Annotated in this window: 20 protein-coding genes; 12 read left to right on the top strand and 8 right to left on the bottom strand. The window is 59.4% G+C overall.

Going from position 1 to position 26,195, the window contains the following annotated elements; genetic code table 11:
- The first annotated feature begins 96 nt into the window (after positions 1–96).
- The 9 genes from AC25BC_RS02290 (at position 97) to AC25BC_RS02250 (ending at position 8,009) form a co-directional block, all read left to right on the top strand.
- Entirely contained in the window at positions 97–1,113 is a 1,017-nt protein-coding gene (locus AC25BC_RS02290) for an N-acetylneuraminate synthase family protein (protein ID WP_128440004.1), read from the top strand.
- Complete coding sequence (locus AC25BC_RS02285; protein WP_128440003.1) at positions 1,110–1,787, top strand: cytidylyltransferase domain-containing protein; 678 nt, start codon at positions 1,110–1,112, stop codon at positions 1,785–1,787. The genes AC25BC_RS02290 and AC25BC_RS02285 overlap by 4 nt, the downstream gene beginning before the upstream one ends.
- Positions 1,769–2,734, top strand: coding sequence for a PseG/SpsG family protein (locus AC25BC_RS02280; RefSeq protein WP_128440002.1), 966 nt, complete (start codon positions 1,769–1,771; stop codon positions 2,732–2,734). The genes AC25BC_RS02285 and AC25BC_RS02280 overlap by 19 nt, the downstream gene beginning before the upstream one ends.
- Positions 2,731–3,432: a WbqC family protein gene (locus tag AC25BC_RS02275; RefSeq protein ID WP_029872534.1), complete on the top strand. Its 702-nt coding sequence runs from the start codon at positions 2,731–2,733 to the stop codon at positions 3,430–3,432. The genes AC25BC_RS02280 and AC25BC_RS02275 overlap by 4 nt, the downstream gene beginning before the upstream one ends.
- Positions 3,429–4,061 (top strand): PIG-L deacetylase family protein, encoded by a 633-nt coding sequence (locus AC25BC_RS02270; protein WP_029872533.1) that lies wholly within the window; start codon positions 3,429–3,431, stop codon positions 4,059–4,061. The genes AC25BC_RS02275 and AC25BC_RS02270 overlap by 4 nt, the downstream gene beginning before the upstream one ends.
- Positions 4,046–4,909 carry a hypothetical protein gene (locus tag AC25BC_RS02265; protein WP_128440001.1) on the top strand — a complete coding sequence of 288 codons (864 nt, stop codon included), beginning with the start codon at positions 4,046–4,048 and terminating at the stop codon, positions 4,907–4,909. Before AC25BC_RS02270 ends, AC25BC_RS02265 begins: the two co-directional genes overlap by 16 nt.
- A 121-nt stretch (positions 4,910–5,030) precedes the next feature.
- On the top strand, positions 5,031–5,888 hold the full coding sequence (locus AC25BC_RS02260; protein WP_128440000.1) for a glycosyltransferase family 2 protein: 858 nt from the start codon (positions 5,031–5,033) through the stop codon (positions 5,886–5,888).
- Between the two features lie 151 nt (positions 5,889–6,039).
- Entirely contained in the window at positions 6,040–6,906 is an 867-nt protein-coding gene (locus AC25BC_RS02255) for a class I SAM-dependent methyltransferase (RefSeq protein ID WP_245459898.1), read from the top strand.
- Positions 6,907–7,202: 296 nt separating this feature from the next.
- Positions 7,203–8,009: a glycosyltransferase family 2 protein gene (locus AC25BC_RS02250; protein ID WP_128439999.1), complete on the top strand. Its 807-nt coding sequence runs from the start codon at positions 7,203–7,205 to the stop codon at positions 8,007–8,009.
- 129 nt (positions 8,010–8,138) lie between these two features.
- Here the strand turns inward: AC25BC_RS02250 and AC25BC_RS02245 are convergent, their stop codons facing one another.
- From AC25BC_RS02245 to AC25BC_RS02230, 4 genes are all read right to left on the bottom strand, one after another.
- Complete coding sequence (locus AC25BC_RS02245; RefSeq protein WP_487778535.1) at positions 8,139–17,081, bottom strand: M10 family metallopeptidase C-terminal domain-containing protein; 8,943 nt, start codon at positions 17,079–17,081, stop codon at positions 8,139–8,141.
- A gap of 575 nt (positions 17,082–17,656) precedes the next feature.
- Positions 17,657–18,460 (bottom strand): anti-sigma factor family protein, encoded by an 804-nt coding sequence (locus AC25BC_RS02240; protein ID WP_128439566.1) that lies wholly within the window; start codon positions 18,458–18,460, stop codon positions 17,657–17,659.
- Positions 18,457–19,062, bottom strand: coding sequence for an RNA polymerase sigma factor (locus AC25BC_RS02235; protein WP_128439567.1), 606 nt, complete (start codon positions 19,060–19,062; stop codon positions 18,457–18,459). Before AC25BC_RS02235 ends, AC25BC_RS02240 begins: the two co-directional genes overlap by 4 nt.
- A gap of 46 nt (positions 19,063–19,108) precedes the next feature.
- A complete protein-coding gene (locus AC25BC_RS02230) occupies positions 19,109–19,645 on the bottom strand; it encodes a tetratricopeptide repeat protein (RefSeq protein WP_128439568.1) in 537 nt (178 codons plus the stop codon).
- A gap of 167 nt (positions 19,646–19,812) precedes the next feature.
- Between AC25BC_RS02230 and AC25BC_RS02225 the strand changes: the two genes are divergently transcribed.
- From AC25BC_RS02225 to AC25BC_RS02215, 3 genes are all read left to right on the top strand, one after another.
- The gene (locus AC25BC_RS02225) at positions 19,813–20,865 is read left to right on the top strand and encodes a type III polyketide synthase (RefSeq protein WP_128439569.1); all 1,053 of its coding nucleotides are present in this window, start codon (positions 19,813–19,815) and stop codon (positions 20,863–20,865) included.
- Complete coding sequence (locus tag AC25BC_RS02220; protein ID WP_012756127.1) at positions 20,862–21,365, top strand: isoprenylcysteine carboxyl methyltransferase family protein; 504 nt, start codon at positions 20,862–20,864, stop codon at positions 21,363–21,365. The genes AC25BC_RS02225 and AC25BC_RS02220 overlap by 4 nt, the downstream gene beginning before the upstream one ends.
- Positions 21,366–21,441: 76 nt before the next feature.
- Positions 21,442–22,689, top strand: coding sequence for an NAD(P)/FAD-dependent oxidoreductase (locus tag AC25BC_RS02215; RefSeq protein WP_128439570.1), 1,248 nt, complete (start codon positions 21,442–21,444; stop codon positions 22,687–22,689).
- On the opposite strand, the gene AC25BC_RS02210 is transcribed toward AC25BC_RS02215, so the two are convergent.
- From AC25BC_RS02210 to AC25BC_RS02195, 4 genes are all read right to left on the bottom strand, one after another.
- Complete coding sequence (locus tag AC25BC_RS02210; RefSeq protein WP_012756125.1) at positions 22,679–23,215, bottom strand: gluconokinase; 537 nt, start codon at positions 23,213–23,215, stop codon at positions 22,679–22,681. The genes AC25BC_RS02215 and AC25BC_RS02210 overlap by 11 nt on opposite strands.
- Positions 23,216–23,336: 121 nt before the next feature.
- Positions 23,337–24,290, bottom strand: a complete 954-nt coding sequence (locus AC25BC_RS02205; RefSeq protein WP_012756124.1) for a peptide ABC transporter ATP-binding protein — start codon at positions 24,288–24,290, stop codon at positions 23,337–23,339.
- The gene (locus AC25BC_RS02200) at positions 24,287–25,303 is read right to left on the bottom strand and encodes an ABC transporter ATP-binding protein (RefSeq protein ID WP_012756123.1); all 1,017 of its coding nucleotides are present in this window, start codon (positions 25,301–25,303) and stop codon (positions 24,287–24,289) included. The genes AC25BC_RS02205 and AC25BC_RS02200 overlap by 4 nt, the downstream gene beginning before the upstream one ends.
- Complete coding sequence (locus tag AC25BC_RS02195; RefSeq protein ID WP_128439571.1) at positions 25,303–26,193, bottom strand: ABC transporter permease subunit; 891 nt, start codon at positions 26,191–26,193, stop codon at positions 25,303–25,305. Before AC25BC_RS02195 ends, AC25BC_RS02200 begins: the two co-directional genes overlap by 1 nt.
- Between the last annotated feature and the right edge of the window lie 2 nt (positions 26,194–26,195).

Raw genomic sequence — 26,195 nt, 5'->3', positions numbered from 1 at the left:
TACCGGTCGTGTGCGGGATGACATCGCACAGAGCTGGACTGAGCTGTGTTACCGCTATTGGAACGCCGGCTGTATAGTGAATTGCGGGAGTAGCAGATGTTCCGGAACTACCGACCTGACCGGTGTTATATTATCGCCGAAATCGGCGGGAATTTTACGACTTTTGATCAGGCAAGACGGCTGATCGACGAGGCCAAGGCGTCCGGCGTGGATGCTGTCAAGCTCCAGACTTATCGCGCGGAGACCCTGTCGAGCCGGAACGCCATGTTCGATATGGAAAACACCGGCGTTACCTCGCAATTCGAGCTTTTCCATAAATATGAAATCGGTCACGAGCTTCACGAAGCGGTTTTCCGCTATGCCGAGGAGCATGAGCTGGACTGGTTTTCGTCGCCCTCACACGAAACGGACGTCGACCTGCTTGAGCAGTGTGGAGTTGGTGCCCATAAGGTGGGCTCGGACGATGCGGTCAATATTCCCTTCCTCCGCTACCTGGCAAAAACGGGCAAGCCGATAATCCTGTCGACGGGGATGTCGACGCTCGAAGAGGTTCGGGAATCCGTCGCCGCAATCAAGGAAGCCGGCAACGACAAGCTCATTCTGCTGCACGCCATCACAAGCTACCCGACGCATCCGGAAAATGTGAACCTGCGCGCCATGCAAACGATGATGGAAGCGTTTCCGGATCTCGACGTTGGCTATTCCGACCATACGTTGACCCCGGTCGCAAGCCTTTGTGCGGTCGTGATGGGCGCACGGGTTATAGAGCGGCATTTCACCTATGATAAAGCCGCCGACGGTCCCGACCACATGCTCTCGGCCGATCCAGCAGAAATGAAATGGCTTGTGGATGCGATACGGGCGTTCGAGGTGATGAAAGGCAGTGGTCGCAAGGAACCGGCCGCCAGTGAAGCGACGACAAGATTGAACAACCGCAAGAGCATTGTCGTCAATCGGCCGCTCAAAGCCGGCCATGTCATCTCCGCCGGCGACATCTCGGTCAAACGACCTGGGACAGGGATTGAACCTAAGCATCTCGAAACTCTTGCGGGGCGACGGCTCGTAAAGGATCTTGATGCGGACGCCGTTCTCCAGTGGAGCGATCTGGCGTGACGCTTGGCATCATTATCCAGGCGCGGATGGGATCGACCCGATTGCCGGGAAAGGTGCTTCGCGACATTTCCGGCAAGCCGCTTCTCGGACATGTCCTGGGTAGGCTTCAGATGTTGAAGCGGCCTGCCAGGATTGTCGTTGCGACCTCATCGGCCAGCGAGAACGATGTTGTCGAAGCCTGGTGCCTTGAGCGCGGCGTAAGCTGCTTTCGTGGCGATGAAACCGATGTTCTCGATCGTTATTTTCAATGCGCAAAATCGCTCGAAATGTCCGACATTGTTCGATTGACTGCAGATAATCCTTTCACTGACATCGAAGAGCTTGAGAGGCTGATCGATCTGCACCACAAGCAGGGATTCGACTATACGCATGCGTTCGGCCAGTTGCCGATTGGCGTTGGCGCCGAGATATTTACCTTCGAAGCTCTATCGCGCAGTCATCGCGAGGGAAAGCTCCCGCACCATCGCGAGCACGTGAATGAATACTTCACCGATCGGCCGGAACTGTTCAAGATCGGCCAACTTGAGGTGCCGCCGGCCAAAATATCCCCCGGACTGCGCCTGACGGTAGATACTGAAGAAGACTGGAGACGTGCTTGTGCTCTTGCAGCGCGCGGGGGTGGGAACTGGCTCGGGACAGAAGAAGCGATCAGGCTATGTTCGTTTTCTGCATAGAAAGTTCGCATGCACGCGGCATGGGGCATCTGTTTCGGTCGTTGACACTCGCCGCCGAACTGCGTTCGCGCGGACATCCGGTCCGATTTTTAGCAAACGATCATCCGAATTCGTTGAGGATCATCCGGGAGCGCGGCTTTGACGTGGCGCTTTATGATCTCGCCTCCGTGACCGGATGGGAGAATGGCTTTATCGAACCCAATGCATCATCTTCAGTCTGGATTAATGACCGCCTGAACACGCAGCGATCCCACAGCGAGGCGATCAAGCGTTTGGGCGCCAAGCTCGTTACCTTTGATGATCGTGGTGATGGCGCGGGACTTGCCGACATCAATATCTGCGCGCTCCTGTTCGAAAAGACTGAGAGTCTCAAGGGCAAGGATGTTCGGTTAGGGATGGAGTACATGATACTCAATCCTGAAATCGCGGCGTTTCGCAGACTTCGGCAAAGCCTTGCATCGATCCTTGTCACGCTCGGCGGCGCCGATACCTACGGCGTGACCGTCCGCGTTGCCAAATGGCTGAGCGACAGGCCTTTTCCTGTTACTATCGTTACAGGCCCGAGCTTCCAACACATGGCGGAGCTTGAAGAGATCGTCGCGACCGCTGCACCCGATCGGTTCAAACTGCTCAACCAAGTGCCGTCGCTTGCGGCAGAGATGCATGGCCACGATCTGGCGATTACCGGCGGCGGTGTCACCCCATTCGAAGCCTGCGCGGCCGGTTTGCCGTGCGTGGTGATCGCCAACGAACCTTTTGAAATCCCGGTCGGGCGTGCGCTCGAGGAGCTTGGAGCAGCGTTCTTCGCCGGGCATCACTCGGCATTCGATCTCGGCATCCTGGAAAAGCCGATCCCCATCAGGACCATGAGCGAGACTGCCATGGCCAAGGTCGACCTTGGCGGGGTCGGCCGCGTTGCCGATCTGCTGGAAAGATTGGCTGCATGACCCTGACAGCGGTGATCCATCAGCCGGACTTTGCATCCTATCTCGGCTTTTTTCAGCGTTTTTTGAACGCCGACCTCTACATCGTTCTGGATCATGTTCAGTTCGTCCATGGCACGAGCAAAAGCTGGACGCACCGTGACAAGATTAAGACGGCACAAGGCGACCGCTGGCTCACCGTCGGAATTAGAAAGCCAAGCTTCGGTACACCGATCAATGCGGTGGAACTGGCACCCGGCACAGGATGGATAGACCAGAACCTTTCCCTGCTTCGGGAAAACTATCGCAGATCTGACGGTTGGAGTGAGGTCTTTCCCCGTATAGAGGCTCTCTACGGCAAGCGGTTCGATCTGCTGGCCGATTTCAACATGCATTTCCTCGAAGGTATCCTGGATATGCTTGAAGTCACGATGCCGATGGTACGATCAAGCGCTCTAAGCCCCGAGGGTCATAGGAACGAATTGCTTGTCGAACTGCTGCGCAAAGTGGGAGCAACACGTTATCTCTCGGGTCTCGGCGCGCGCGACTATATGCGGCCGGAAGTGTTTGAGGCAGCCGGAATCGAAATCGAATGGCAGCATTTCGTCCATCCGGTTTATCCACAGCCATTTGGGGCATTCATCCCCTATCTCAGCATTCTCGACACACTGCTGAATTGTGGTATTGCAGGCACGCGTGACCTGCTCTGGAGTTGCAAATGAATATTCTCGCGATCGGTGCCCATTTTGACGACGTGGAACTGGGCTGTGGCGGTGCACTGGCACGCCATGCTGCAAACGGCGACACGGTGTATGTCTATGTCGCGACCGTATCCGGCTTTTCAAACCAGTATGATCAGTCCGTGCGCAGCAGCCAGGTCGCCAGAGCGGAAGCGGATGCTGCGATGGAAATTCTCGGCGTCCACAAGATGTTTTGCGGCGAGTTCAAAACGCTCCAGATCGAATTCGTCGATCCGCTGAATATCGAGATCCTTAAGCTCGTGCAGGATCTGAAGATCGATATGGTCTACACCCACTGGGTCGGAGACATCCACCATGACCATCTGGCCTTATCGCGCGCATCGCTGCACAGCTGCCGCCATGTGCCCCGCCTCCTGATGTATCGCAGCAACTGGTACCATTCGACGGTGGATTTCAGGGGCAATTTCTACGTCGACATCACCTCCCATTGGGACCAGAAGGAAAAGGCGATCCTTGCCCATGAATCCGAGATGGAGCGCACGGGGCGGAAATGGGTGAGCTTCTTCCGCAATGAAGCCGAGAACGCCGGCCAGCGCATCGGTGTAAAATACGCGGAGGTTTTTGAGGTGGTAAAGTGGCTGCAGCTTTGAGAAAGATATTGACCTTTGGCTCCATGCTGCTCCCCTATGGTGTGCATGAGCTGAAGCGCAGGCTAAAAAATCGTCACAAATTCTCTGCTGACGTCGCGAGTTCGCTGGCAGAAAATAGACAGCTTGCTGGTCTGCACGCGGGGCAGCGCTGTTTTATTTTAGGCAATGGCCCGAGCGTCAAGGGCTTGGATCTGTCGCGACTTCAGGGCGAAACCGTTATAACCGTTTCCAACGGCTACCTGCACTCCGATTTCGATAAGTTCCAGTCTCGTTATCATTGTGTTCCGCAAATTACCTACGGATTGATGACATCGGAGGACGTGGTCCGCTGGTTCGACGAGATGCATTCACACTTGGGCGCCGCGGAACTGTTTCTCAGTTCCACTGAAGCGGAGCTCGTTCGAAAACACAATCTGTTTTCAGGGCGAACGGTTCGGTATCTCGTGCTCGGTGAAAGCTTCGACGAAAGAACATCAGTGGAAATCGTCGATATCTCTCAACCGGTGCCGCGGGTCGATTCGGTGCCGGTGATGGCCTTGATGATAGCGATGTATCTTGGTTTCAAAGAGATCATCCTGCTCGGCGTCGACCACGATCGTTTCCTGTCATCACCCTACCAATACGCATTCGAACTCAAGGTGCAAAAGGGAAAAGATATCACCGTAAATGCGGACGGCACCCCGAGAAGGAACCGTCACGACGACTTTCAGCAGGCGGCGCGGCTGTGGCGGCAATATCGAGCCATCGCAAATATCGCGAGAGCGAACGATATCCGCGTCGTCAATTCCACACACGGCGGGGCGCTGGACGAATTTGAGAGGCGGCCTTTCCAGGCTTGGTTCGAATGAAGCGCCTTCATCGTGCGTCAATGCTGGTTGATAGAACAAACGCGCGGTCCGCTATCGCCGATGTGTCTTTTGTGCAACGGCCAGATTTCTGTTGGTTCGTAAGGAAAGACGACAATATTCGATGCGCGTATACGTCCTAATTCCGGTCTTCAACCGACTTGAACATACTCGCAAAGTCATCGCGGCCTTGAGAGCCCAAACTGTTGTCGACAATATCCGAATTGTCATCATTGATGACGGCTCCACCGATGAAACGGCTGAATTCCTCGCGGCGCAGCCTGACCTGACGAGCATAAGAGGCGACGGCAATCTGTGGTGGGGCGGAGCCATAGAGGTCGGCCTGAAGCGGGTTCTGCCCGACTGCGGCCCCGAAGACTACATCCTGTTCGTCAACAATGACACGTGGTTTGGCCCGACCTATGTCGAGACATTGATACGGTGTTCACGCGAAAATCGGGATGCCATTATCGGCAGCGTCGTTCACGAGGAGGAGAGCGACCCGCCTTTGACGGGCGTGGGACCGCGCTTGAACATAAATCGCATTGCAGTATGGGACATTCTCGCCGAGTTGAGTGAAGAGGAGCGCCGGAATCCCAAGCCGCTCTATAAGGCCGACGCGCTCAGCGGGCGTGGAACACTTTTTCCGGCCGAACTTTTCAAACGGCACGGAACGATGCGTCCGCGCCTTCTGCCGCATTATATGGCAGATTACGAAATATCCATGCGCTTCGCGCAAACGGGCGTACCGCTTCTTGTTTCCAGCGAGGCCATAGTTTATTCGCCGCCGGTCTATGGCGCCCATGTGTCGCATACGTCTTGGTGGAAGAAGCATTTTGGCCGGCGCTCGCCCCACAATGTATTTCAGCGGGCCGCGTTCTATTCTTTGATCGGCACGCCTTTGCAACGGCTGACAGCGCCGTTGCGCATGGCGGCCTTCATGATTATCCGGACGGCCCATGCTCTGCCAGCGAAGAAATGAAAAAGGACAATAACGACGCGATGAAGAGCGATCATCAGATGCAGTGTATTGCCTGCGGTTCGAATATGGAGGCATTTATCGAGCGCATATCCGACGATCGATACGGCTGCCCGGTGTATATTCGATCAAGAGGTGCGTGTCTTGCGGTCATATGACAACGACACCGCCGCTCACGGAAGAAGACCTGCCCGGGCATTACAGGACGCATTATCCGCGCCGGAAAGTTGATTTCTCCGCCATAGAGCGAGAAGCTGCGCTGGTAAACAAGCCTTTCGCCGCTTTCAATCGTTGGATGGCCGGCACCGATCATCAAGGCCACTATCTGGCGCAGCCTGGTGAGAAAATACTGGATGTCGGTTGCGGCTCATGCATTTCACTCCTTGAAATGCGTAACAAGGGTATTGAAAGCTGGGGGATCGAGGCGGATCCGAATGTGCGGACTATCGCTGATCATTTCGGTCTGCAGGTCCATATCGGCAACATTTACGATCTGCCTTTTCCCGACATGAAGTTCGACCTGATTGTATTGAATCAGGTGCTCGAACATGTGCCGGATCCCTCGGCCATGCTGCAGGCGGTAAGAGAACGCCTCACCCCCCGGGGTCGCGTGATCATGGCGTTCCCCAATACGGGCTCGTTTCATCACAAGATCTGGAAAGACCGCTGGATCAATTGGCACATTCCCTATCACCAAAATCATTTCAACCGCACCTCTTTTACCAAGCTCGCCGGCAAGTTTGGTTACAAGGTCGAAAACGTCAGAACGGTTACGCCTAATCTCTGGTCGGTCCTGCAATTACGCACTGCACGCGAGCGGAAGCAGGAGGGCAAGTCATCATCCACCTGGATGCACAATGCTGATGCAATCCAAGGCAGGCCACCGTTCTTCACTCGACTGAAGAACGTAGCCCTATCGCGTGGCGCACGTGGGGCCAGGATGGTGATGGGATTGGGCAATCGAATTCTGGATGCCGCAGGCAAGGGCGACAGCCTTCTCTTCGTGCTGAGGCCGATCTAGAAATTCCACCCCGCTCTCCCGCAAGGTCAGGCGGTCGCACGTAGGAGAATTCAACAGAACGCTCCGACTGCATAGGAGCGGATATGCAGGCACGGGTGCAGTTCAAGCTCACGCCGCGAGGCCTGGATACAATGAGCATGGCGTGTCAAGAACCGGAAGAAGTTGCTTCGAAATGGCGAGGGATCTCCTGCATTGATCAAGGATAATCTGCAGTACTGGATTGCGACACCGCCTTTCCGTCTGCTACGGGTTGGCTAGATTCCGCCGCTTCGAATATGAGCAAGACACCCGTTAAAATGGCTGCAGACACTGCCAATCCAAGCTCTCCCCGGATAAGCCTCATCACCGTTTGCTGGAACGCCGAGCGGACCATTGCCGATACGTTGCGGTCCATCGACACGCAAACCTACGACGATTTCGAGCACATCATCATCGATGGCGGCTCAAAAGATTCTACGCTCGCCATCATCGCTTCGGCGCCCGCCAAGAACCGCCGTGTGCTTTCGGGACCGGATGGAGGCATTTATGAGGCGATGAACAAAGGAATTGGTCTAGCAACCGGCGATATTATCGGGTTCCTGAATGCGGACGATATTTTCGAGAGCAGCGACTCCCTCGGAACTGTGGCGGCTGCGTTGCAAGATGAAGCATATGACGGCTGCTACGGCGATCTCGTCTATGTTTCCAACCGGCATACCGATCGCAAGATCCGCTACTGGAAATCGCGTGCGTTCAGATCCGGTTCTTTCGCCCGTGGCTGGTGTCCACCACATCCGACATTCTATGTTCGCCGTAGCATTTATGATCAGTCCGGGCGGTTTGATCTGCGTTATCGGCTTGCAGCCGACGTCGAGCTTATGATGCGATTTTTGGAAGTCGCGCGGATCAGAACAATCTATATCCCGCGAGTCCTGGTCAGGATGCGCTTAGGGGGCGCCACGAACAAGAACGTTCAAAATATATCGCGTCAGAACAAGGAGGTGCTGTCCGCCCTTGCCGACAACGGCCTGAAGGTCTCAACATCGATGTTCTGGGCCTTTAAGATCGTGAACCGGTTGGGCCAGTTCCTGATGCGCAATCGATCGCAGGATTTATCAGCGTAAATCCACGCGACCGCCGATAGCCGTTTCACACCGTCACCCTCCGCCGAACCCGTCCGCAATCGCCGTCATCCTCTCCGCCGCAGCATGCCAGATCTCCCCCCGGGGGTTTACCCGGAGGTCCGATTGGGTTCACGCAAAAAGGAAATCCCCCGAGTCTAGGCTCGTCAAGGCTACGTTCCTCAACACTATGGTGTTGTCGATATCGGCCGTAACGATTGTATCGTTGCCATTCTGACTGGATGCAGCAAAAAGCGATTCCCAGTCGGCGAAAATGTTGTGATCGATTCTGATCGTGTCGTGCGCCGGGCCGGTTGCCATGAAGTTTGTGATCGTATCGTGGCCCCAGTTCAGCAAATAAACGAAGACGTCGGCTGCTGCTCCACCAGTGAGGGTATCGTTACCGGCGCCGCCCGTCAGCGTATTAGAACCACTGCCGCCGACGATTACGTTGTTCAGCGCATTCCCTGTTCCGGCAAACGGCCCTATGCCGGCAAAGCTCAGGTTCTCGACATTGCCGGCAAGCGTATAACTCGCCAGGTTCGTGCGAACCGTGTCGATCCCCTCATTGGCAGCTTCGTTGACGAGGTCGCCGGCATTGTCGACGATATAGGTGTCGTTGCCCGCTCCGCCGATCAAGGTGTCCGCACCGACCCCGCCATTCAGGATATCGTTGCCGGCGCCGCCGGTGATCGTGTTGGCGAGCGCATTGCCGGTGCCGGTGAAGCTGGCAGATCCTGTATAGGTCAGGTTCTCGACATTGTTGCCGAGCGTATAGCTTGAAAGCGCCGTGTGGACTATGTCTATTCCCTCGTTCGCGTTCTCGATCACAATATCAGTCGCAATGTCAACGACGTAAACGTCGTCGCCCATCCCACCCGACATCTTGTCGGAGCCACCACCCCCGATCAATGTGTCGTTGCCCGCCGCCCCCGCGAGGCTGTCAGCGCCAACACCACCTGTGATAACGTTGTCAAGCAGATTCCCTGTTCCAACGAAGGTTGCCGCTCCGATATAGGTGAGGTTTTCGAGGTCGCTGCCAAGCGTATAGCTTGCCAGCGTCGTGCGAACCGTGTCGATCCCCTCATTGGCCGCTTCGGTGATGAGGTCGCCGGCATTGTCGATGATATAGGTGTCGTCGCCTGCACCACCGATCAGCGTGTCGGCGCCAGCCCCGCCATTCAGCGTATCATTGCCGGCGCCGCCTGACAGCGTATCGATGGCAGCGCCACCCGTGATCGTGTTGTCGAGGCTATTGCCTGTTCCGGCGAAGGCTAGCGCTCCGATATAGGAGAGGTTCTCGAGATCATTGCCAAGCGTATAGCTTGCCAGCGTCGTGCGAACCGTGTCGATCCCCTCATTGGCCGCTTCGGTGATGAGGTCGCCGGCATTGTCGATGATATAGGTGTCGTCGCCCGCACCACCGATCAGCGTGTCGGCCCCTGCCCCGCCATTCAGCATGTCAGAGCCGGCGCCGCCGGTGATCGTATTGGCAAGCGCATTGCCGGTGCCGGTGAAGTTGGCCGATCCCGTGTAGCTCAGGTTCTCCACATTGACCAATGTGGCGATGGAGTAGGCTGCAAGCAACGTGCGGATTTCGTCGGTGCCGGCACTGGCCAACTCGGTGATGACGTCGCCCGCACTGTCGACCACATAGATGTCGTTACCGGCGCCGCCGATCAGCGTGTCGTTGCCAGCACCGCCGTCAAGCAGATCGTTGCCGGCGCCACCGATGATCGTGTTGGCAAGCGCATTGCCGGTGCCGGTGAAGCTGGCGGATCCCGTATAGATCAGGTTCTCGACATTGTTGCCGAGCGCATAGCTCGAAAGCGCCGTCTTGATCAGATCGGTGCCTTCATTTAGTCCTTCGGTGACCACATCGCCAACGTCATCGACAATATAGGTGTCGTTGCCCGCTCCGCCGATCAGTATGTCTGCTCCGGCCTTCCCGTCCAGAATGTCGGCACCTGCCGCGCCCCTGATCGTGTTGGCAAGGCCATTGCCTGTTCCGGCGAAGGCTAGCGCTCCGATATAGGAGAGGTTCTCGAGATCATTGCCAAGCGTATAGCTTGCCAGCGTCGTGCGAACCGTGTCGATCCCCTCATTGGCCGCTTCGGTGATGAGGTCGCCGGCATTGTCGATGATATAGGTGTCGTCGCCCGCACCACCGATCATCGTGTCGGCCCCTGCCCCGCCATTCAGCATGTCAGAGCCGGCGCCGCCGGTGATCGTATTGGCAAGCGCATTGCCGGTGCCGGTGAAGTTGGCCGATCCCGTGTAGCTCAGGTTCTCCACATTGACCAATGTGGCGATGGAGTAGGCTGCAAGCAACGTGCGGATTTCGTCGGTGCCGGCACTGGCCAACTCGGTGATGACGTCGCCCGCACTGTCGACCACATAGATGTCGTTACCGGCGCCGCCGATCAGCGTGTCGTTGCCAGCACCGCCGTCAAGCAGATCGTTGCCGGCGCCACCGATGATCGTGTTGGCAAGCGCATTGCCGGTGCCGGTGAAGCTGGCGGATCCCGTATAGATCAGGTTCTCGACATTGTTGCCGAGCGCATAGCTCGAAAGCGCCGTCTTGATCAGATCGGTGCCTTCATTTAGTCCTTCGGTGACCACATCGCCAACGTCATCGACAATATAGGTGTCGTTGCCCGCTCCGCCGATCAGTATGTCTGCTCCGGCCTTCCCGTCCAGAATGTCGGCACCTGCCGCGCCCCTGATCGTGTTGGCAAGGCCATTGCCCGTCCCGGCAAAGGCCGCCGCTCCGATATAGGAGAGGTTCTCGAGATCATTGCCAAGCGTATAGCTTGCCAGCGTCGTGCGAACCGTGTCGATCCCCTCATTGGCCGCTTCGGTGATGAGGTCGCCGGCATTGTCGACGATGTAGATGTCGTCGCCTGCACCACCGATCAGCGTGTCGGCGCCAGCCCCGCCATTCAGCGTATCATTGCCGGCGCCGCCTGACAGCGTATCGATGGCAGCGCCACCCGTGATCGTGTTGTCGAGGCTATTGCCTGTTCCGGCGAAGGCTAGCGTGCCGATATAGGTGAGGTTCTCGAGGTCGCTGCCAAGCGTATAGCTTGCCAGCGTCGTGCGAACCGTGTCGATCCCCTCATTGGCCGCTTCGGTGATGAGGTCGCCGGCATTGTCGACGATATAGGTGTCGTCGCCCGCACCACCGATCAGCGTGTCGGCCCCTGCCCCGCCATTCAGCATGTCAGAGCCGGCGCCGCCGGTGATCGTATTGGCAAGCGCATTGCCGGTGCCGGTGAAGTTGGCCGATCCCGTGTAGCTCAGGTTCTCCACATTGACCAATGTGGCGATGGAGTAGGCTGCAAGCAACGTGCGGATTTCGTCGGTGCCGGCACTGGCCAACTCGGTGATGACGTCGCCCGCACTGTCGACCACATAGATGTCGTTACCGGCGCCGCCGATCAGCGTGTCGTTGCCAGCACCGCCGTCAAGCAGATCGTTGCCGGCGCCACCGATGATCGTGTTGGCAAGCGCATTGCCGGTGCCGGTGAAGCTGGCGGATCCCGTATAGATCAGGTTCTCGACATTGTTGCCGAGCGCATAGCTCGAAAGCGCCGTCTTGATCAGATCGGTGCCTTCATTCAGTCCTTCGGTGACCACATCGCCAACGTCATCGACAATATAGGTGTCGTTGCCCGCTCCGCCGATCAGTATGTCTGCTCCGGCCTTCCCGTCCAGAATGTCGGCACCTGCCGCGCCCCTGATCGTGTTGGCAAGGCCATTGCCCGTCCCGGCAAAGGCCGCCGCTCCGATATAGGAGAGGTTCTCGAGATCATTGCCAAGCGTATAGCTTGCCAGCGTCGTGCGAACCGTGTCGATCCCCTCATTGGCCGCTTCGGTGATGAGGTCGCCGGCATTGTCGACGATATAGGTGTCGTCGCCCGCACCACCGAGCATCGTGTCGGCCCCTGCCCCGCCGTTCAGCGTGTCGTTGCCGATACCGCCGGTGATCGTATTGGCAAGCGCATTGCCGGTGCCGGTGAAGTTGGCCGATCCCGTGTAGCTCAGGTTCTCGACATTGACCAAGGCGGCGATCGAGTAGGCTGCAAGCACCGTGCGGATTTCATCGGTGCCGGCGTTGACCGCCTCGTTGATCACGTCGCCCGCACTGTCGACCACATAGATGTCGTTGCCGGCTCCGCCGTTCAGCGTGTCATTGCCGGTGCCGCCGTCAAGCAGATCGTTGCCGGCGCCGCCGATGATCGTGTTGGCAAGCGCATTGCCGGTGCCGATAAAATCGCCGGTGCCGATGAAAGCCAGGTTTTCGACATTGGCAATATTGGTCAAGGCATAGGAAGAAAGCACCGTCCTGATCAGATCGGTCCCTTCATTCAGCCCTTCGGTGACCACGTCGGCCAGATCATCGACGATATAGATGTCGTGGCCCGCTCCGCCGATCAGCGTGTCAGCACCTGCCCCGCCATTCAGGATGTCATTACCGACACCACCAGTGATCGTGTTGGCAAGGCTATTGCCTGTCCCGACAAAGGCTGCCGTTCCGATGTAGGTGAGGTTCTCGACATTGGCTCCCAGTGTGTAGGCGGCCAATATCGTGCGAACCGTGTCGGTTCCCGCGGCGGCGTTCTCGGTGACGCTGTCACCGGCATTGTCGACGACATAGGTGTCGTCGCCCGTTCCGCCGATCATCGTGTCGGCACCAGCCCCGCCATTCAGCGTATCATTGCCGGCGCCGCCGGAAAGCGTATCGATCGCAGCGCCACCGGTGATCACGTTGTCGAGATCATTGCCTGTTCCGGTGAAGGCTAGCGTGCCGATATAGGCGAGGTTCTCGAGGTCGCTGCCAAGCGTATAGCTCGTCAGCGTCGTGCGAACCGTGTCGATCCCCTCATTGGCCGCTTCGGTGATGAGGTCGCCGGCATTGTCGATGATATAGGTGTCGTCGCCCGCACCACCGATCAGCGTGTCGGCCCCTGCCCCGCCATTCAGCATGTCAGAGCCGGCGCCGCCGGTGATCGTATTGGCAAGCGCATTGCCGGTGCCGGTGAAGTTGGCCGATCCCGTGTAGCTCAGGTTCTCCACATTGACCAATGTGGCGATGGAGTAGGCTGCAAGCAACGTGCGGATTTCGTCGGTGCCGGCACTGGCCAACTCGGTGATGACGTCGCCCGCACTGTCGACCACATAGATGTCGTTGCCGGCGCCGCCGATCAGCGTGTCGTTGCCGGCACCGCCGTCAAGCAGATCGTTGCCGGCGCCACCGATGATCGTGTTGGCAAGCGCATTGCCGGTGCCGGTGAAGCTGGCGGATCCCGTGTAGCTCAGCTTCTCGACATTGTTGCCGATCGTATAGTTTGCCAGCACGGTCTTGACCGTGTCGGTTCCCGCGGCGGCGTTCTCGGCAACGCTGTCGCCGGCATTGTCGACGATATAGGTGTCGTCGCCCGCACCGCCGATCATCGTGTCGGCGCCAGCCGCACCATTCAGCGTGTCGTTGCCGACACCACCAGTGATCGTGTTGGCAAGGCTGTTGCCTGTCCCGGCAAAGGCTGCCGTTCCGATATAGGTGAGGTTCTCGACATTGACGCCAAGCGTATAGCTTGCCAGCACGGTCTTGACCGTGTCGGTTCCTTCATCGGCGTTCTCGGCAACGCTGTCGCCGGCATTGTCGATGATATAGGTGTCGTCGCCCGCCCCGCCGATCAAGCTATCGGCACCTGCCCCGCCATTCAGCGTATCGTTGCCGTCGCCGCCTGACAGCGTATCAGCGGCGGCCGCCCCTGTGATTACATTGTCGAGATCGTTTCCGGTGCCGGCAAAGGCTGCCGTTCCGATTCCGATATAGGTGAGGTTCTCGACATTGGCGTCAAGCGTATAGCTTGCCAGGGTCGTGCGAACCGTGTCGGTTCCCGCGGCGGCGTTCTCGGCAACGCTGTCGCCGGCATTGTCGATGATATAGGTGTCGTCGCCCGCCCCGCCGATCAAGCTATCGGCACCTGCCCCGCCATTCAGCGTGTCATTGCCGGCGCCACCGGTGATGGTGTTGGCCAGCGCATTGCCGGTGCCGGTGAAGCTGACCGATCCCGTATAGCTCAGGTTCTCGACATTGATCAGTGCAGCGATCGAGTAGGCTGCAAGCGACGTGCGGATTTCGTCGGTGCCGGCATTGGCCAATTCGGTGACGATGTCGCTCGCACTGTCGACCACATAGATGTCGTTGCCCGCTCCGCCGATCAGCGTGTCATTGCCGGCGCCGCCGTCCAGCAGATCGTTGCCGGCGCCGCCGGTGATCGTGTTGGCGAGCGCATTGCCGGTGCCGGTGAAGCTGGCCGATCCCGTGTAGGTGAGGTTCTCGACATTGTTGCCGACCGTATAGTTTGCCAGCACGGTCTTGACCGTGTCGGTTCCCGCGGCGGCGTTCTCGGCAACGCTGTCGCCGGCATTGTCGACGATATAGGTGTCGTTGCCCGCTCCGCCGATCAAGCTATCGGCACCTGCCCCGCCATTCAGCGTGTCGTTGCCGACACCACCAGTGATCGTGTTGGCAAGGCTATTGCCTGTCCCGACAAAGGCTGCCGTTCCGATATAGGTGAGGTTCTCGACATTGGCTCCCAGTGTGTAGGCGGCCAGGGTCGTGCGAACCGTGTCGGTTCCCGCAGCGGCGTTCTCGGCAACGCTGTCGCCGACATTGTCGACGATATAGGTGTCGTCGCCCGCCCCGCCGATCAGCGTATCGGCACCTGCCCCGCCATTCAGCGTGTCATGGCCGGCGCCGCCGGTGATCGTGTTGGCCAGCGTATTGCCGGTGCCGGTGAAGTTGGCCGATCCCGTGTAGGTGAGGTTCTCGACATTGATCAGTGCAGCGATCGAGTAGGCTGCAAGCGACGTGCGGATTTCATCGGTGCCGGCACTGACCGCCTCGGTGACGACGTCGCTCGCACTGTCGACCACATAGATGTCGTTGCCCGCACCGCCGTTCAGCGTGTCATTGCCGGCGCCGCCGTCAAGCAGATCGTTGCCGGCCCCGCCGGTGATCCTGTTGGCGAGCGCATTGCCGGTGCCGGTGAAGCTGACCGATCCCGTATAGCTCAGGTTCTCGACATTGATCAGTGCAGCGATCGAGTAGGTCGCAAGCGACGTGCGGATTTCGTCTGTGCCGGCGCTGGCTAACTCGGTGACGACGTCGCTCGCACTGTCGATCACATAGATGTCGTTGCCCGCTCCGCCGATCAGCGTGTCAGCACCTGCCCCGCCATTCAGGGTGTCGTTGCCGACACCGCCAGTGATCGTGTTGGCAAGGCTATTGCCTGTCCCGGCAAAGGCTGCCGTTCCGATGTAGGTGAGGTTCTCGATATTGGCTCCAAGCGTATAGCTTGCGAGTGTCGCGCGGACCGTGTCGGTTCCCGCGGCGGCGTTTTCGACAACGCTGTCGCCGGCATTGTCCACGACATAGGTGTCGTCGCCCGTTCCGCCGATCAATGTATCGGCACCGGCCCCACCATCCAACACATCATTGCCGGCGCCGCCGGTGATCGTGTTGGCCAGCGCATTGCCGGTGCCGGTGACGCTAGCCGATCCCGTGTAAATCAGGTTCTCGACATTGTTGCTGAGAATATAGCTTGAAAGCGCCGTCCGGACGGTGTCCGTCCCCTTGTTCGCACTCTCGACCACAATATCGACGCCAGCGTCGACCACATAGATGTCGTTGCCAGCACCGCCGATCAGTGTGTCATTGCCGGCACCGCCATCCAGCAAGTCATTGCCGGCGCCGCCGGTGATCGAGTTGGCGAGGCCGTTTCCGGTCCCGGTAAACGCACCGGTGCCGGTGAAGGTCAGGTTTTCGACATTGGCAATATTGGTCAAGGCATAGGAAGAAAGCACCGTCCTGATCAGATCGGTCCCTTCATTCAGCCCTTCGGTGACCACGTCGACCAGATCATCGACAATATAGGTGTCGTTGCCCGTTCCGCCGACCAATGTGTCATTGCCGGCACCGCCGGAAAGCGAATCATTTCCGGCATTGCCCCAGAGCGTATTGTCCGCCTCATTGCCTACAATCGAATCGTTGCCGGAGCCGGCCTGAACGTTCTCAATCAACGACGCGACGTTGCCTTGATAAAGAAGGGCGTTGAAAATGTTGCCACGGGCATAGCCATTATTCGGACCTCCGCCCAGATCGGCCAGTTGGCCCTGGGAAAAGACCGAGTACCCCCCTGCTCGCAAGTCGATTTTAAGGCCGGTCGTATAGGCACTCAGGTCGTAGGTATCGATACCACCGCCGTCCCAGATTGTTGCGAAGATCCTGTTGGCAGCGGGCGTGATGGCCGCAACGCCGTCGACATAGGTGATGCCCTGGTTCGGATTCCACTTATAGACAGTATCGCCACCGTTCGTCGTGTAGTCCGCACCATACATTTCCTGCAGGGCGGCGATGTCGAGCATCATGAAGCTTTGTGGCGCGCCATCATGCTCATACTTGGCCGAACTCCCATCGTCTCCGATAAATGTGCGATAGGTCATGATCGTATATTCGAGCGAGTCGTAGGCGCTCGGAACGACTATCCCATTGAAATCACCCGCCATGTGAGCATGTTTCAGCCCGAGAGCGTGACCCAGCTCATGCGCCAAGGTATGGCCTGCATAGTTGCCGAACCTCGGAAAGCGAAGATCATCTTCGGTGCCAGCATATCCGGTCCCGAACCAGACATCACCACTTGGCTCGCCGCTAGCTGGTAAATAGGCCCATGCCGTGTCAGGCAAAGACGATTGAGCGAACCGCACCGTTGCGGTACCCGCGCTTCCCGCCTCAAAGTTGGCGTTCGTGAACCCCTCGACGGAGAAGCCGTCATTTGCCGCACTCCCGTAGGATTGCTCCATAAAGTACAAGGCGAGAGACTGCTGCTGTGACGAAATTGAAGAGAAAGAATGGTATTTTTCGGGGCCATAGGAATAAGATGCCGAAGTTGTGGGAAACGCATAGGTTATCGTTCCGTCCCAGGCAAAGACATCAAGAAGCCCGTCAACTTTATTATCGCCAGTCGTGTTGACGATCTTCGTCGGAGTAATAAGGTCCGTCATAAAATACCCGTTTGCCTAATCCGTTCGGCCGCGCCTAATGCCAGTTTCCCTCTGCCCGAAATCAAAGGAAAATTCAACTAAAAGCTTTAATTCGCTTCGGAAAGTTTTCGACCTTAGTTACTACCGCTCATGAACCGCCTTGTCCGCAACCTCTATCGAAGGCCGGAAGACATATTCCAGGATGCTGTGCTCGCCCGTCCGAACCTCCGCAATTGCTGCCACGGCGGCACTTAAATTGACGTTACGGTCATCTGCTGAAATTTAATAAGTCTCAGGCTTGGTGATATCGGGAAAGCGAGAGGGGCCGCATTGTTTCGGCGCCGCCGAACGTCGTCTCCGGCTGTCGTGCGCGGGGTCGCCTTCACGGCGTGCCGCGTCGGGTTCGAGGATCGCATCTGCCGCAATTCAGTGAGGTCGGCTGTGATCGTTCCATAGCGAGGGAAGGGAAAAACTTCGAGCTTGACGACGGCGTCCTGTCCGACCGTGGTGAAGCCGATGTCCTTGTTCAAAGCGTCAATTTGGAGCTCAAACGCGCTCCAAGAAAAACCGGCGAAGCTGAAGTCCCGCTGAGCTGATCAGCTTGAAAGCCTGCTCCGGGCGTTCTCCGCCAATTCCTGCACCCGGTCTACCGGGATGCGGCCTATCAGCATGAAGGCGTGCGTCGCATTCGACCAGTAGACGACGTTCATACCCTTGCGGCTTTCGAGGTCCGGTGCCTTCGGCCCCTTGTCAGACTTGACGATGCACAGCGCCATCGGCCCGGTCTCGGGGTCGAGATAGGCGATCTGGGCGAGCGCCTTACCATCATATTGCAGCAGCAGGGCGCGTTTGAAATCGACCCCCGGGAGCGAGACGGCTTCGGGGGAGAGTGACAGGCCGAGCTTCTCGTCAAGACCGGCGAGCTGGGCGGCCTGGTCCTCCGTGCTGGGGACGGGGCCGGCCAGACTTTCCGGGGTATAGAGCGAGATATAATCGGCGACCACGGCGCGCCATTCGCTGTTTTCGTCCTTTGCCGAAAAGCGTGCTCCCATGCCGATGACGGCGCGGTCGATCGCAATGCCGGCGACCAGCGAGGCGGCGAGCGCGCCGAGGAAGCGGCGACGAGTGGCGAATACGGGTGCGGCGGCGGATTTTGCACTTTGCTGGACGGGGATGGCGGCGAGCATCGCCTGCAGCTTCTCGCGCGGGGCTTCCGACAGCAGCGGGGCGAAGGCTTGCTCGAAGGGCAGGCTGGCGCGTGCCAGGAATTCCAGCCGCTCGGCGGTGCTCTCGTCTTCGTTCACGATGGCTTCAATGCGGGCGGCCTCTTCGGGCGTCAGTTCGCCGTCGATGAAGGCGGTCAGGTCCTCGTCGGAAGGAATGGTGTGTTTCGTCGTCATTGCCGTCCCCCTTCCGGCCCGGCGCCGGAGAGCTTGGCGCGGGCAGCCGCCAGCCGGCTCATCACGGTTCCGATCGGGATATCCAATATGCCTGCAACCTCGCGATAGGAAAGTCCTTCCACGTAGGCGAGGAAAACCACCGTCCTCTGCGCCTCGGGCAGCGCATTCACCTGTTTCAGCACCTGAACCGCCATCACATGCGTTTCGGTGTCGTGCGCGCCGTCGAAGGTCAGCGTCTCCCCGGCATCGACGAACCCCTGGCCCTGGCGCACCCGGCGCGAGCGGATCTCGTTCAGCCAGATCGAATGCAGGATCGAAAACAGCCAGCGGTCGAGCCGGGTGCCGGGGATGAATTGATCGGCGCGCTCCAGCGCGCGAAGGCAGGTCGCCTGCACCAGATCGTCGGCGACATCACGCTGGTGCGAGAGAACGAGACCGTAACGCCAGAGCCTTGCCAGATTTTCCGTCAGGCCGCTTCTGATATCCGCTTCGCTCGCGATGGCCGCCTCCGCCAATCCTGCATCCCTCGAAACCGCCGGATGAACCGGCGATTCCATACTCGCGCGACTATAGGCAGGAAAATGGGTGCGCGCGACCGACATTCTGACGTCCCTTTCGTGCTTCCATTTTCCCGCTGTGGCCTGCTGATCAGATCTTCGAGGGATCGAGGATTGCAGCGTTCAGATCCTGATATTCCTCGCAGCCAGTGCCGCAGATCGCCTTGATGGTCTTCAGCTGGTCTTTGGCAAGATCGAGCCGGCCCTTGATGACATAGGCTTCGCCGAGATATTCGCGGACCTTGGCGTATTGCGGGTCCATCTTCACCGACTGCAGGTAATAGGAGATGCCCTCGTCGGTGCGGCCAAGCTTGCGGGTGGCATAACCGCGGTAATTCAGCACTTCGGCGGTGTTCTGATCCTTGACCGTGTCGAGCACGGCAAGCGCCTCCTCATAACGACCGGCCTTGGCCAGCGAATAGGCATAGTCGGCGCGGTTCTCGTCCGAGACGTTGGCGCTCTGCTGCTTGACGCATTTCTTGGTCTTCTGGTCGTAGATCTCGCCCTTCTTGCAGACCGGTGTCGTGTTGCTATCATCGCCGACCGCAAAGACCGGGCCGGAGACAACAGAAGCGGCAAGGCAGCCGCCGAGAATGATGGAAGCGATGCGGGCTGTCATGATCGTCATGGGGAAACTCCTCGAAAGTGACGTTGCGACGAGAGAACACCGCTGCATCCAGCTTTATTCGGCACTGCTTGCATTTCTTTCTTCACCCTTTCGTGAAGCTTCAGAGCTGAATAATTTGGGCGTCTGCGTGTTTTCCTTCGTTCCGCCGGAGGGACAAGGAGAATTCTGTGACCGACACCGTCAAACTCGTCAGCCTCGCCATTGCCACACCCGAACATGTCATTTTCCAAAAACAGGCGGTCGAAGCCTCGGCCCGGCTGTTTGCCGACCGCTTCGAGGATTTCCGCCATCTTGCCCGCGTCTTCGATAGCGCCGGCATCGACAAGCGCCATGCGGCGCGGCCGCTTGCCTGGTTCGACGAGCCGCATGGCTGGCAAGACCGGATGCAGGCCTTTGCAGAGGTCGCAGGCGGGCTTTTCGTCGAGGCTGCCACCTCTGCCCTTCGTCAGGCAGGGCTTGAGGCCGGCGATGTCGACTGTGTCGTGACCGTCTCCTCCACCGGTTTTACGACACCGAGCCTTGATGCGCAGCTTAGCCGCAGGATGGGTTTCAGGCCCGATATCGAACGCGTGCCGGTCTTCGGGCTCGGCTGTGCTGCCGGCGTGTCAGGCTTTGCGATCGCCTCGCGGCTGGCGCGAAGCCGGCCGGGCACTGTTGTGCTTTTCGTCTCGATCGAACTTTGCACGCTCGCCTTCCGGCTGGACGAGCTGACGCGGCCGAACATCATCGCGACGGCGCTTTTTGGCGACGGCGCTGCCGCCTGCGTACTGCGATCAGGCGAAGACGGGCTAGCCGAGGTGGAATCGACCGGCGAGCATCTTTTTCCCGACACGCTCGATATCATGGGCTGGAAGATCGATGACGGCGGTTTCGGTATCGTGCTGGCGCAATCGCTGCCGCCCTTTGCCGAAAAGGAGCTCGGCCCGGCGGTGACGGCCATTCTGGCCCGAAATGGGCTGAGGGTGGAGGATATCGACCGCTTCATCTGCCATCCCGGCGGCATGAAGGTGTTGGCCGCGATGGAGAGCGCGCTTTCGATGGTGCCGGGCACGCTCGATCACGAGCGCGCCGTGCTTGCCGAATACGGCAACATGTCCTCGCCGACCATCCTGTTCGTGCTGGAGCGGGCAATCCGCGCCGGGTTGCCGCAGCGCGCTGCCATGATCGCCATGGGACCGGGCTTTTCGGCGAGCTGCGTGACGCTCAGGAGGGTCGCATGATGTGGCCGTCGATCGCGCTTCTGGCATTCGTGACGCTGCAGCGGCTGGCGGAACTCGTGCTCGCCCGGCGCAACACGGCGGCGCTTCTTTCCAGGGGCGCCAGAGAGGTGGCACCCGAGCATTATCCCACCATGGTGGCGCTGCATGCAGGCTGGATCATCGGCCTTTGGCTGCTTGCACCGGGCAGGCCAGTCGCGTTCTTCTGGTTTCTGGTGTTCATGGGGCTGCAGGCGCTGCGGCTCTGGGTGCTGGCGACGCTGAAAGGCCGCTGGACGACGCGCATCATCGTCCTGCCCGGCGCGCCGCTGGTCAGATCCGGGCCCTATCGCTTCCTCCGCCATCCGAACTATGCGATCGTCGTCGGCGAGATCGCCGTCCTTCCCCTCGCCTTCGGCCTACCGCTTTACGCGATCGTCTTTTCCCTTCTCAACGCGCTTATCCTCCATGTCCGCGTGAAGGCTGAAAATGCCGCACTGAAAAGCGCAATGATTTTGAAATGAATGCGATTTTCCGTTTGCGTCGCGGTATCGGCACGGGCATTTTCACCCCGATAAACAAAGCGGAATGCAAGCGGAAATGACGAAGAACGCAATCGTGCTCGGCGCCGGCATCGTCGGGGTTTCCACGGCCATCCATCTTCAGCGGCGCGGCCGGCAGGTGACGCTGATCGACCGCAAGGAGCCGGGCAACGAAACCTCGTTCGGCAATGCCGGCCTGATCCAGCGCGAAGGTGTCGCGCCTTACGGCTTTCCCCAGCAGCTCGGGCTTTTACTGCGTTATGCTGTGAATAACCGCATCGACGCGCATTATCATCTGCGCGCACTGCCGAGCCAGATCGCCTTTCTCGCTCGCTACTGGTGGAATTCCAATGCGCGTCGCCACGCGATCATTACCCGGGCCTATGCACCGCTGATCGAAAATTCGGTTGTCGAACACAAGGATCTGATCGAGGCGTCGCAGGCCGAAGGGCTGATCCGCAAGGACGGCTGGATAAAGATTTTCCGCGCTGAAGCCAAGCGCGACGGGGCTCTTGCAGAGGCAGCACTTTGGCAGAATGAATTCGGCGTGGAGTATGACAGCCTGACTCCGGCCGATATCGCCCGCATGGAGCCGTATATGACCGGCGATTTCGCCGGCGGCATCCGCTGGCGCGACCCCTGGTCGGTGCTCGACCCGCATGCGCTGACATCGGCCTATCGCCGCTATTTCGAGAGCCTCGGCGGCCGCTTCGTCACGGGTGACGCCGCCTCGCTCGGTCCGTTCGGCTCCGGCTGGAAAATCATGACGGCGGAAGGTCCGCTCGAAGCCGAGGATGCGGTGATGGCGCTCGGCCCCTGGGCGGCCGTTGCTACGCGCCGGCTCGGCTACTCCTTCCCGCTCGGCGTCAAGCGCGGCTATCACATGCACTATGCCGCCGGAGGCAATGCTGTGCTCAACAACTGGATGCTCGATGCCGAACGCGGCTATCTCCTTGCGCTGATGAACCGAGGCATCCGCCTGACGACAGGGGCGGAGTTTGCAACGCTCGACGCGCCCAAGACGCCGGTCCAGCTCGACCGCGCCGAAGCGGTGGCGCGCACCATCTTCCCGCTCGGAGACAGGCTCGATCCCGAACCCTGGATGGGCGCGCGCCCCTGCACGCCGGATATGATGCCTGTTATCGGCAAGGCGCCGCGCCATCAGGGCCTGTGGTTTGCCTTCGGCCATGCCCATCATGGGCTGACGCTCGGGCCGGTAACCGGCCGCGTGCTTGCCGAACTCATCACCGGCGAGACGCCGTTCATCGATATTTCGGCCTATTCGCCGCAGCGTTTCAACCCGTGACGCCGAGCGCTGCAAGGCTCTTGAGCGCCGTTGCCGCGATGCCGTCGATCGTGTCGTCGATATCCACGGTGACGACACCAGGCTCGCCTGTGGGCACCTCAAGCGTCGCCAGTTGGCTGTCGAGCAGCGAGACCGGCATGAAGTGCCCCTTGCGCTCACCCATCCTTTTCATCAGCAGCGCCCTGGAACCTTCGAGATAAACGAAGAAGAGATTGCCGCCGGCAGCAGCCCTCAGCCTGTCGCGATAGAGGCGCTTCAGCGCCGAGCAGGAAACGATGATGCCCTTGCTCTTCTCCAGCGAGGCTTTCATGTCTTCGCCGATGCGGTCGAGCCACGGCATCCGGTCTTCATCGGTCAGCGCAATGCCCTTCGACATCTTCTCGACATTGGCGGCCGGATGAAGCGCATCACCTTCGACGAAGGCCAGGTGCAGGGCTTCGGCGAGTTTCTCACCGACGGAGGATTTGCCGCAGCCGCTGACTCCCATGACGATGATCGCCTGGGGTTTGTTCATCTGCTCCGGCATAAATCCTCCTCAGGCCATAGAGCATTTTCGTTCTGATCACGAAAATGCTCTATCTCTTTGTTTTCACGCAATCTCGGACGGAAAACCGCTGTGCACTTTTCCTGGAATTGCTCACTCCCGCTCAATCGAGCGGGAAGTGACAGGCATATTGATGTGTGCCTTCTCCACTTAATTCGGGAGAAACCTGACGGCAATGGTCCTGCGCCTTCCAGCAGCGCGGATTGAAGTGGCAGCCCGTCGGCGGCTTCAGCGGCGAAGGCAGTTCACCCTGCAGGCGGATGCGGTTCTTCGCACGGTCGGGATCGGCGATCGGCGTCGCTGACAGCAAGGCTGCCGTGTAGGGATGGCGTGGCCGGGCGAAGACCTCGGCGGCGGGACCGGTTTCCACGGGACGGCCGAGATACATCACCATCACCTCGTCGGCGATATGATGGACGACGGACAGTCCGTGCGAGATGAAGAGATAGGCGAGCCCCATCTCCTTCTGCAGGTCCATCAGCAGGTTCAGCACCTGCGCCTGGATCGACAGGTCAAGCGCCGAGACCGGTTCGTCGAGCACCAGCACCTTTGGCCGCAGCATCAGGGCGCGGGCAATGGCGATACGCTGGCGCTGACCGCCGGAGAACATATGGGGATATCGGCCATAATGCTCCGGACGCAGGCCGACACGAGCCATCATCTCCTCCGCCTTGCGGCGGCGGGCGGCGCCGTCGAGATTGGTGTTGATCTTCAGCGGCTCTTCGAGGATTGAGCCGACCTTCTGGCGCGGATTGAGCGAGCCGTAGGGATTCTGGAAAACGATCTGCACCTGGCTGCGCAGGCTACGATCGCCGACATGGGCGGGCTTGCCGTCGATCAGTAACTGCCCCGATGTCGGGTTCTCGATCATGGTGACCAGGCGGGCGAGCGTCGACTTGCCGCAGCCGGATTCGCCGACGACGGCGAGCGTCTTGCCGGAATGCAGGCTGAAGCTGACGCCGTTCAGCGCCTTGACGGTGGCATCGGCTTTGAACAGACCGCGATTGACGGTGTAGAAGCGGGCGAGATCCCTGCCCTCGAGAACAGCGTCCGTCATACGAGGTCTCCTGCAGTTTCAACGGCCATGATGCCGGGATGTCCGAGCGGCTTACCATCCTTCAAGGGATAGTTGCAGAGCGCCAGGCCGAGCTCCGGCCCCTGGCGGACGACACCGCGATCGCATTCGACCGTGGCGAAGCCGCAGCGCGGCGCAAACAGACAGCCTGTCGGGCGACCATGCTGGCCGGGAACGACACCGGCGATCGAGGGAAGACGCTGGCCGACTTTTGCGCGTTCGGGAAGGGCTGCGAGCAGGGCTGCGGTATAGGGATGATGCGGATCGCGGAACAGCGCCCTCACCGGCTGTTCCTCGACCTTCTGGCCGGCATATTGCACCTGCACGCGTTCGGCGGTTTCGGCAACGACACCCATGTCGTGGGTGATCAGCACCAGCGCCATGCCCTGCTCCTTCTGCAGGCGAACGAGCAGATCGAGGATCTGTGCCTGGATCGTCACGTCGAGCGCCGTTGTCGGCTCGTCGGCGATCAAGAGCTTCGGATTGCAGGCGAGCGCCATGGCGATCATGACGCGCTGGCTCATGCCGCCGGACATCTGATGCGGAAAGTTCGACAGGCGGTCTTCCGGAGCCGGAATGCCGACGAGGTTCAAGAGCTCGATCGAGCGTTGGCGGCGCTCCTTGCGGTTGAGGCCCATATGGAAGCGCAGGGTCTCGCCGAGCTGGAAACCGACCGTGAAGCACGGATTGAGGCTCGACATCGGCTCCTGGAAGATCATCGCCATATCCTTGCCGACAATCCTGCGGCGCTGGCGGCCGGAGATGCCGCGCAGATCCTTGCCGTCGAACTGCATGCGGTCGGCGGTGATCTTCGCCGTCCAGGGCAGAAGCCCCATCAGGGCCAGCATGGCAACGGATTTACCCGAGCCGGATTCGCCGACGACCGACAGGATCTCGCCCTTGTCGCAGGCAAGCGACACACCGTCGACGGCGCGGAAGAGGCCGGAAGAGGTCTGGAATTCGACCGTCAGATTTTCAATCTCGAGGAGCGGCATCACGACCTCTTCAGTTTGGGATCGAGCGCATCGCGCAGGCCGTCGCCCATCAGGTTGATGGCAAGAACGGTGATGAGGATGGCAAGACCCGGGAATGTCACCACCCACCAGGCGCGCGAGATGAACTCACGGGATTCGGCCAGCATCGTCCCCCATTCGGGCGTCGGCGGCTGGGCGCCCATGCCGAGAAAGCCGAGGGCGGCGGCATCGAGAATCGCCGCCGAGAAGGCGAGCGTCGCCTGAACGATCAGTGGGCCCAGACAGTTCGGCAGGATCGTCTTGAACATCAACCGGAAGGTGCCGGCACCGGCGACACGCGAGGCGATGACATATTCCTTCTCACGCTCTGAAATGACCGAGGCGCGCGTCAGCCGCACGAAATGCGGCTGGTTGACCAGCGAAATCGCGATCATCGCATTGGTAAGCCCTGGCCCAAGCACGGCCACCAGCACCAGAGCGAGCAACAGCGACGGGAAGGCTAGGATGATATCCATCAGGCGCATGATCGCCGTATCGACCTTGCCGCGGAAAAATCCGGCAACGAGGCCGATCAGGACGCCTGAAATGACCGAAAGCGTGACGACGACGACGCCGATGAACAGCGAAAACCGCGCGCCATAGATCAGGCGCGAAAGGATATCGCGGCCGACGGCATCCGTTCCGAGCGGGAAGGAGGCGCTGCCACCCTCCATCCAGAACGGCACTGCGAGCAGTACCGCGCGGTTCTGCTCGTTCGGTTCATGTGGCGCAAAGAGCGGCGCGAGGACTGCGACGACCAGGATGATGGTGAAAACCACGAGGCCGATGACGGCGCCCTTGTTGCGGGAGAAATAATGCCAGAACTCCGCAAGAGCGGATGGCTGGCCGGATTTGACGGTGACCGTGCTCATGG

The sequence above is a fragment of the Rhizobium sp. WSM409 genome (assembly GCF_057653825.1).
Note: the sequence above shows the minus strand (reverse complement) of the source record. Positions and strands in the feature narration are given on the sequence as shown.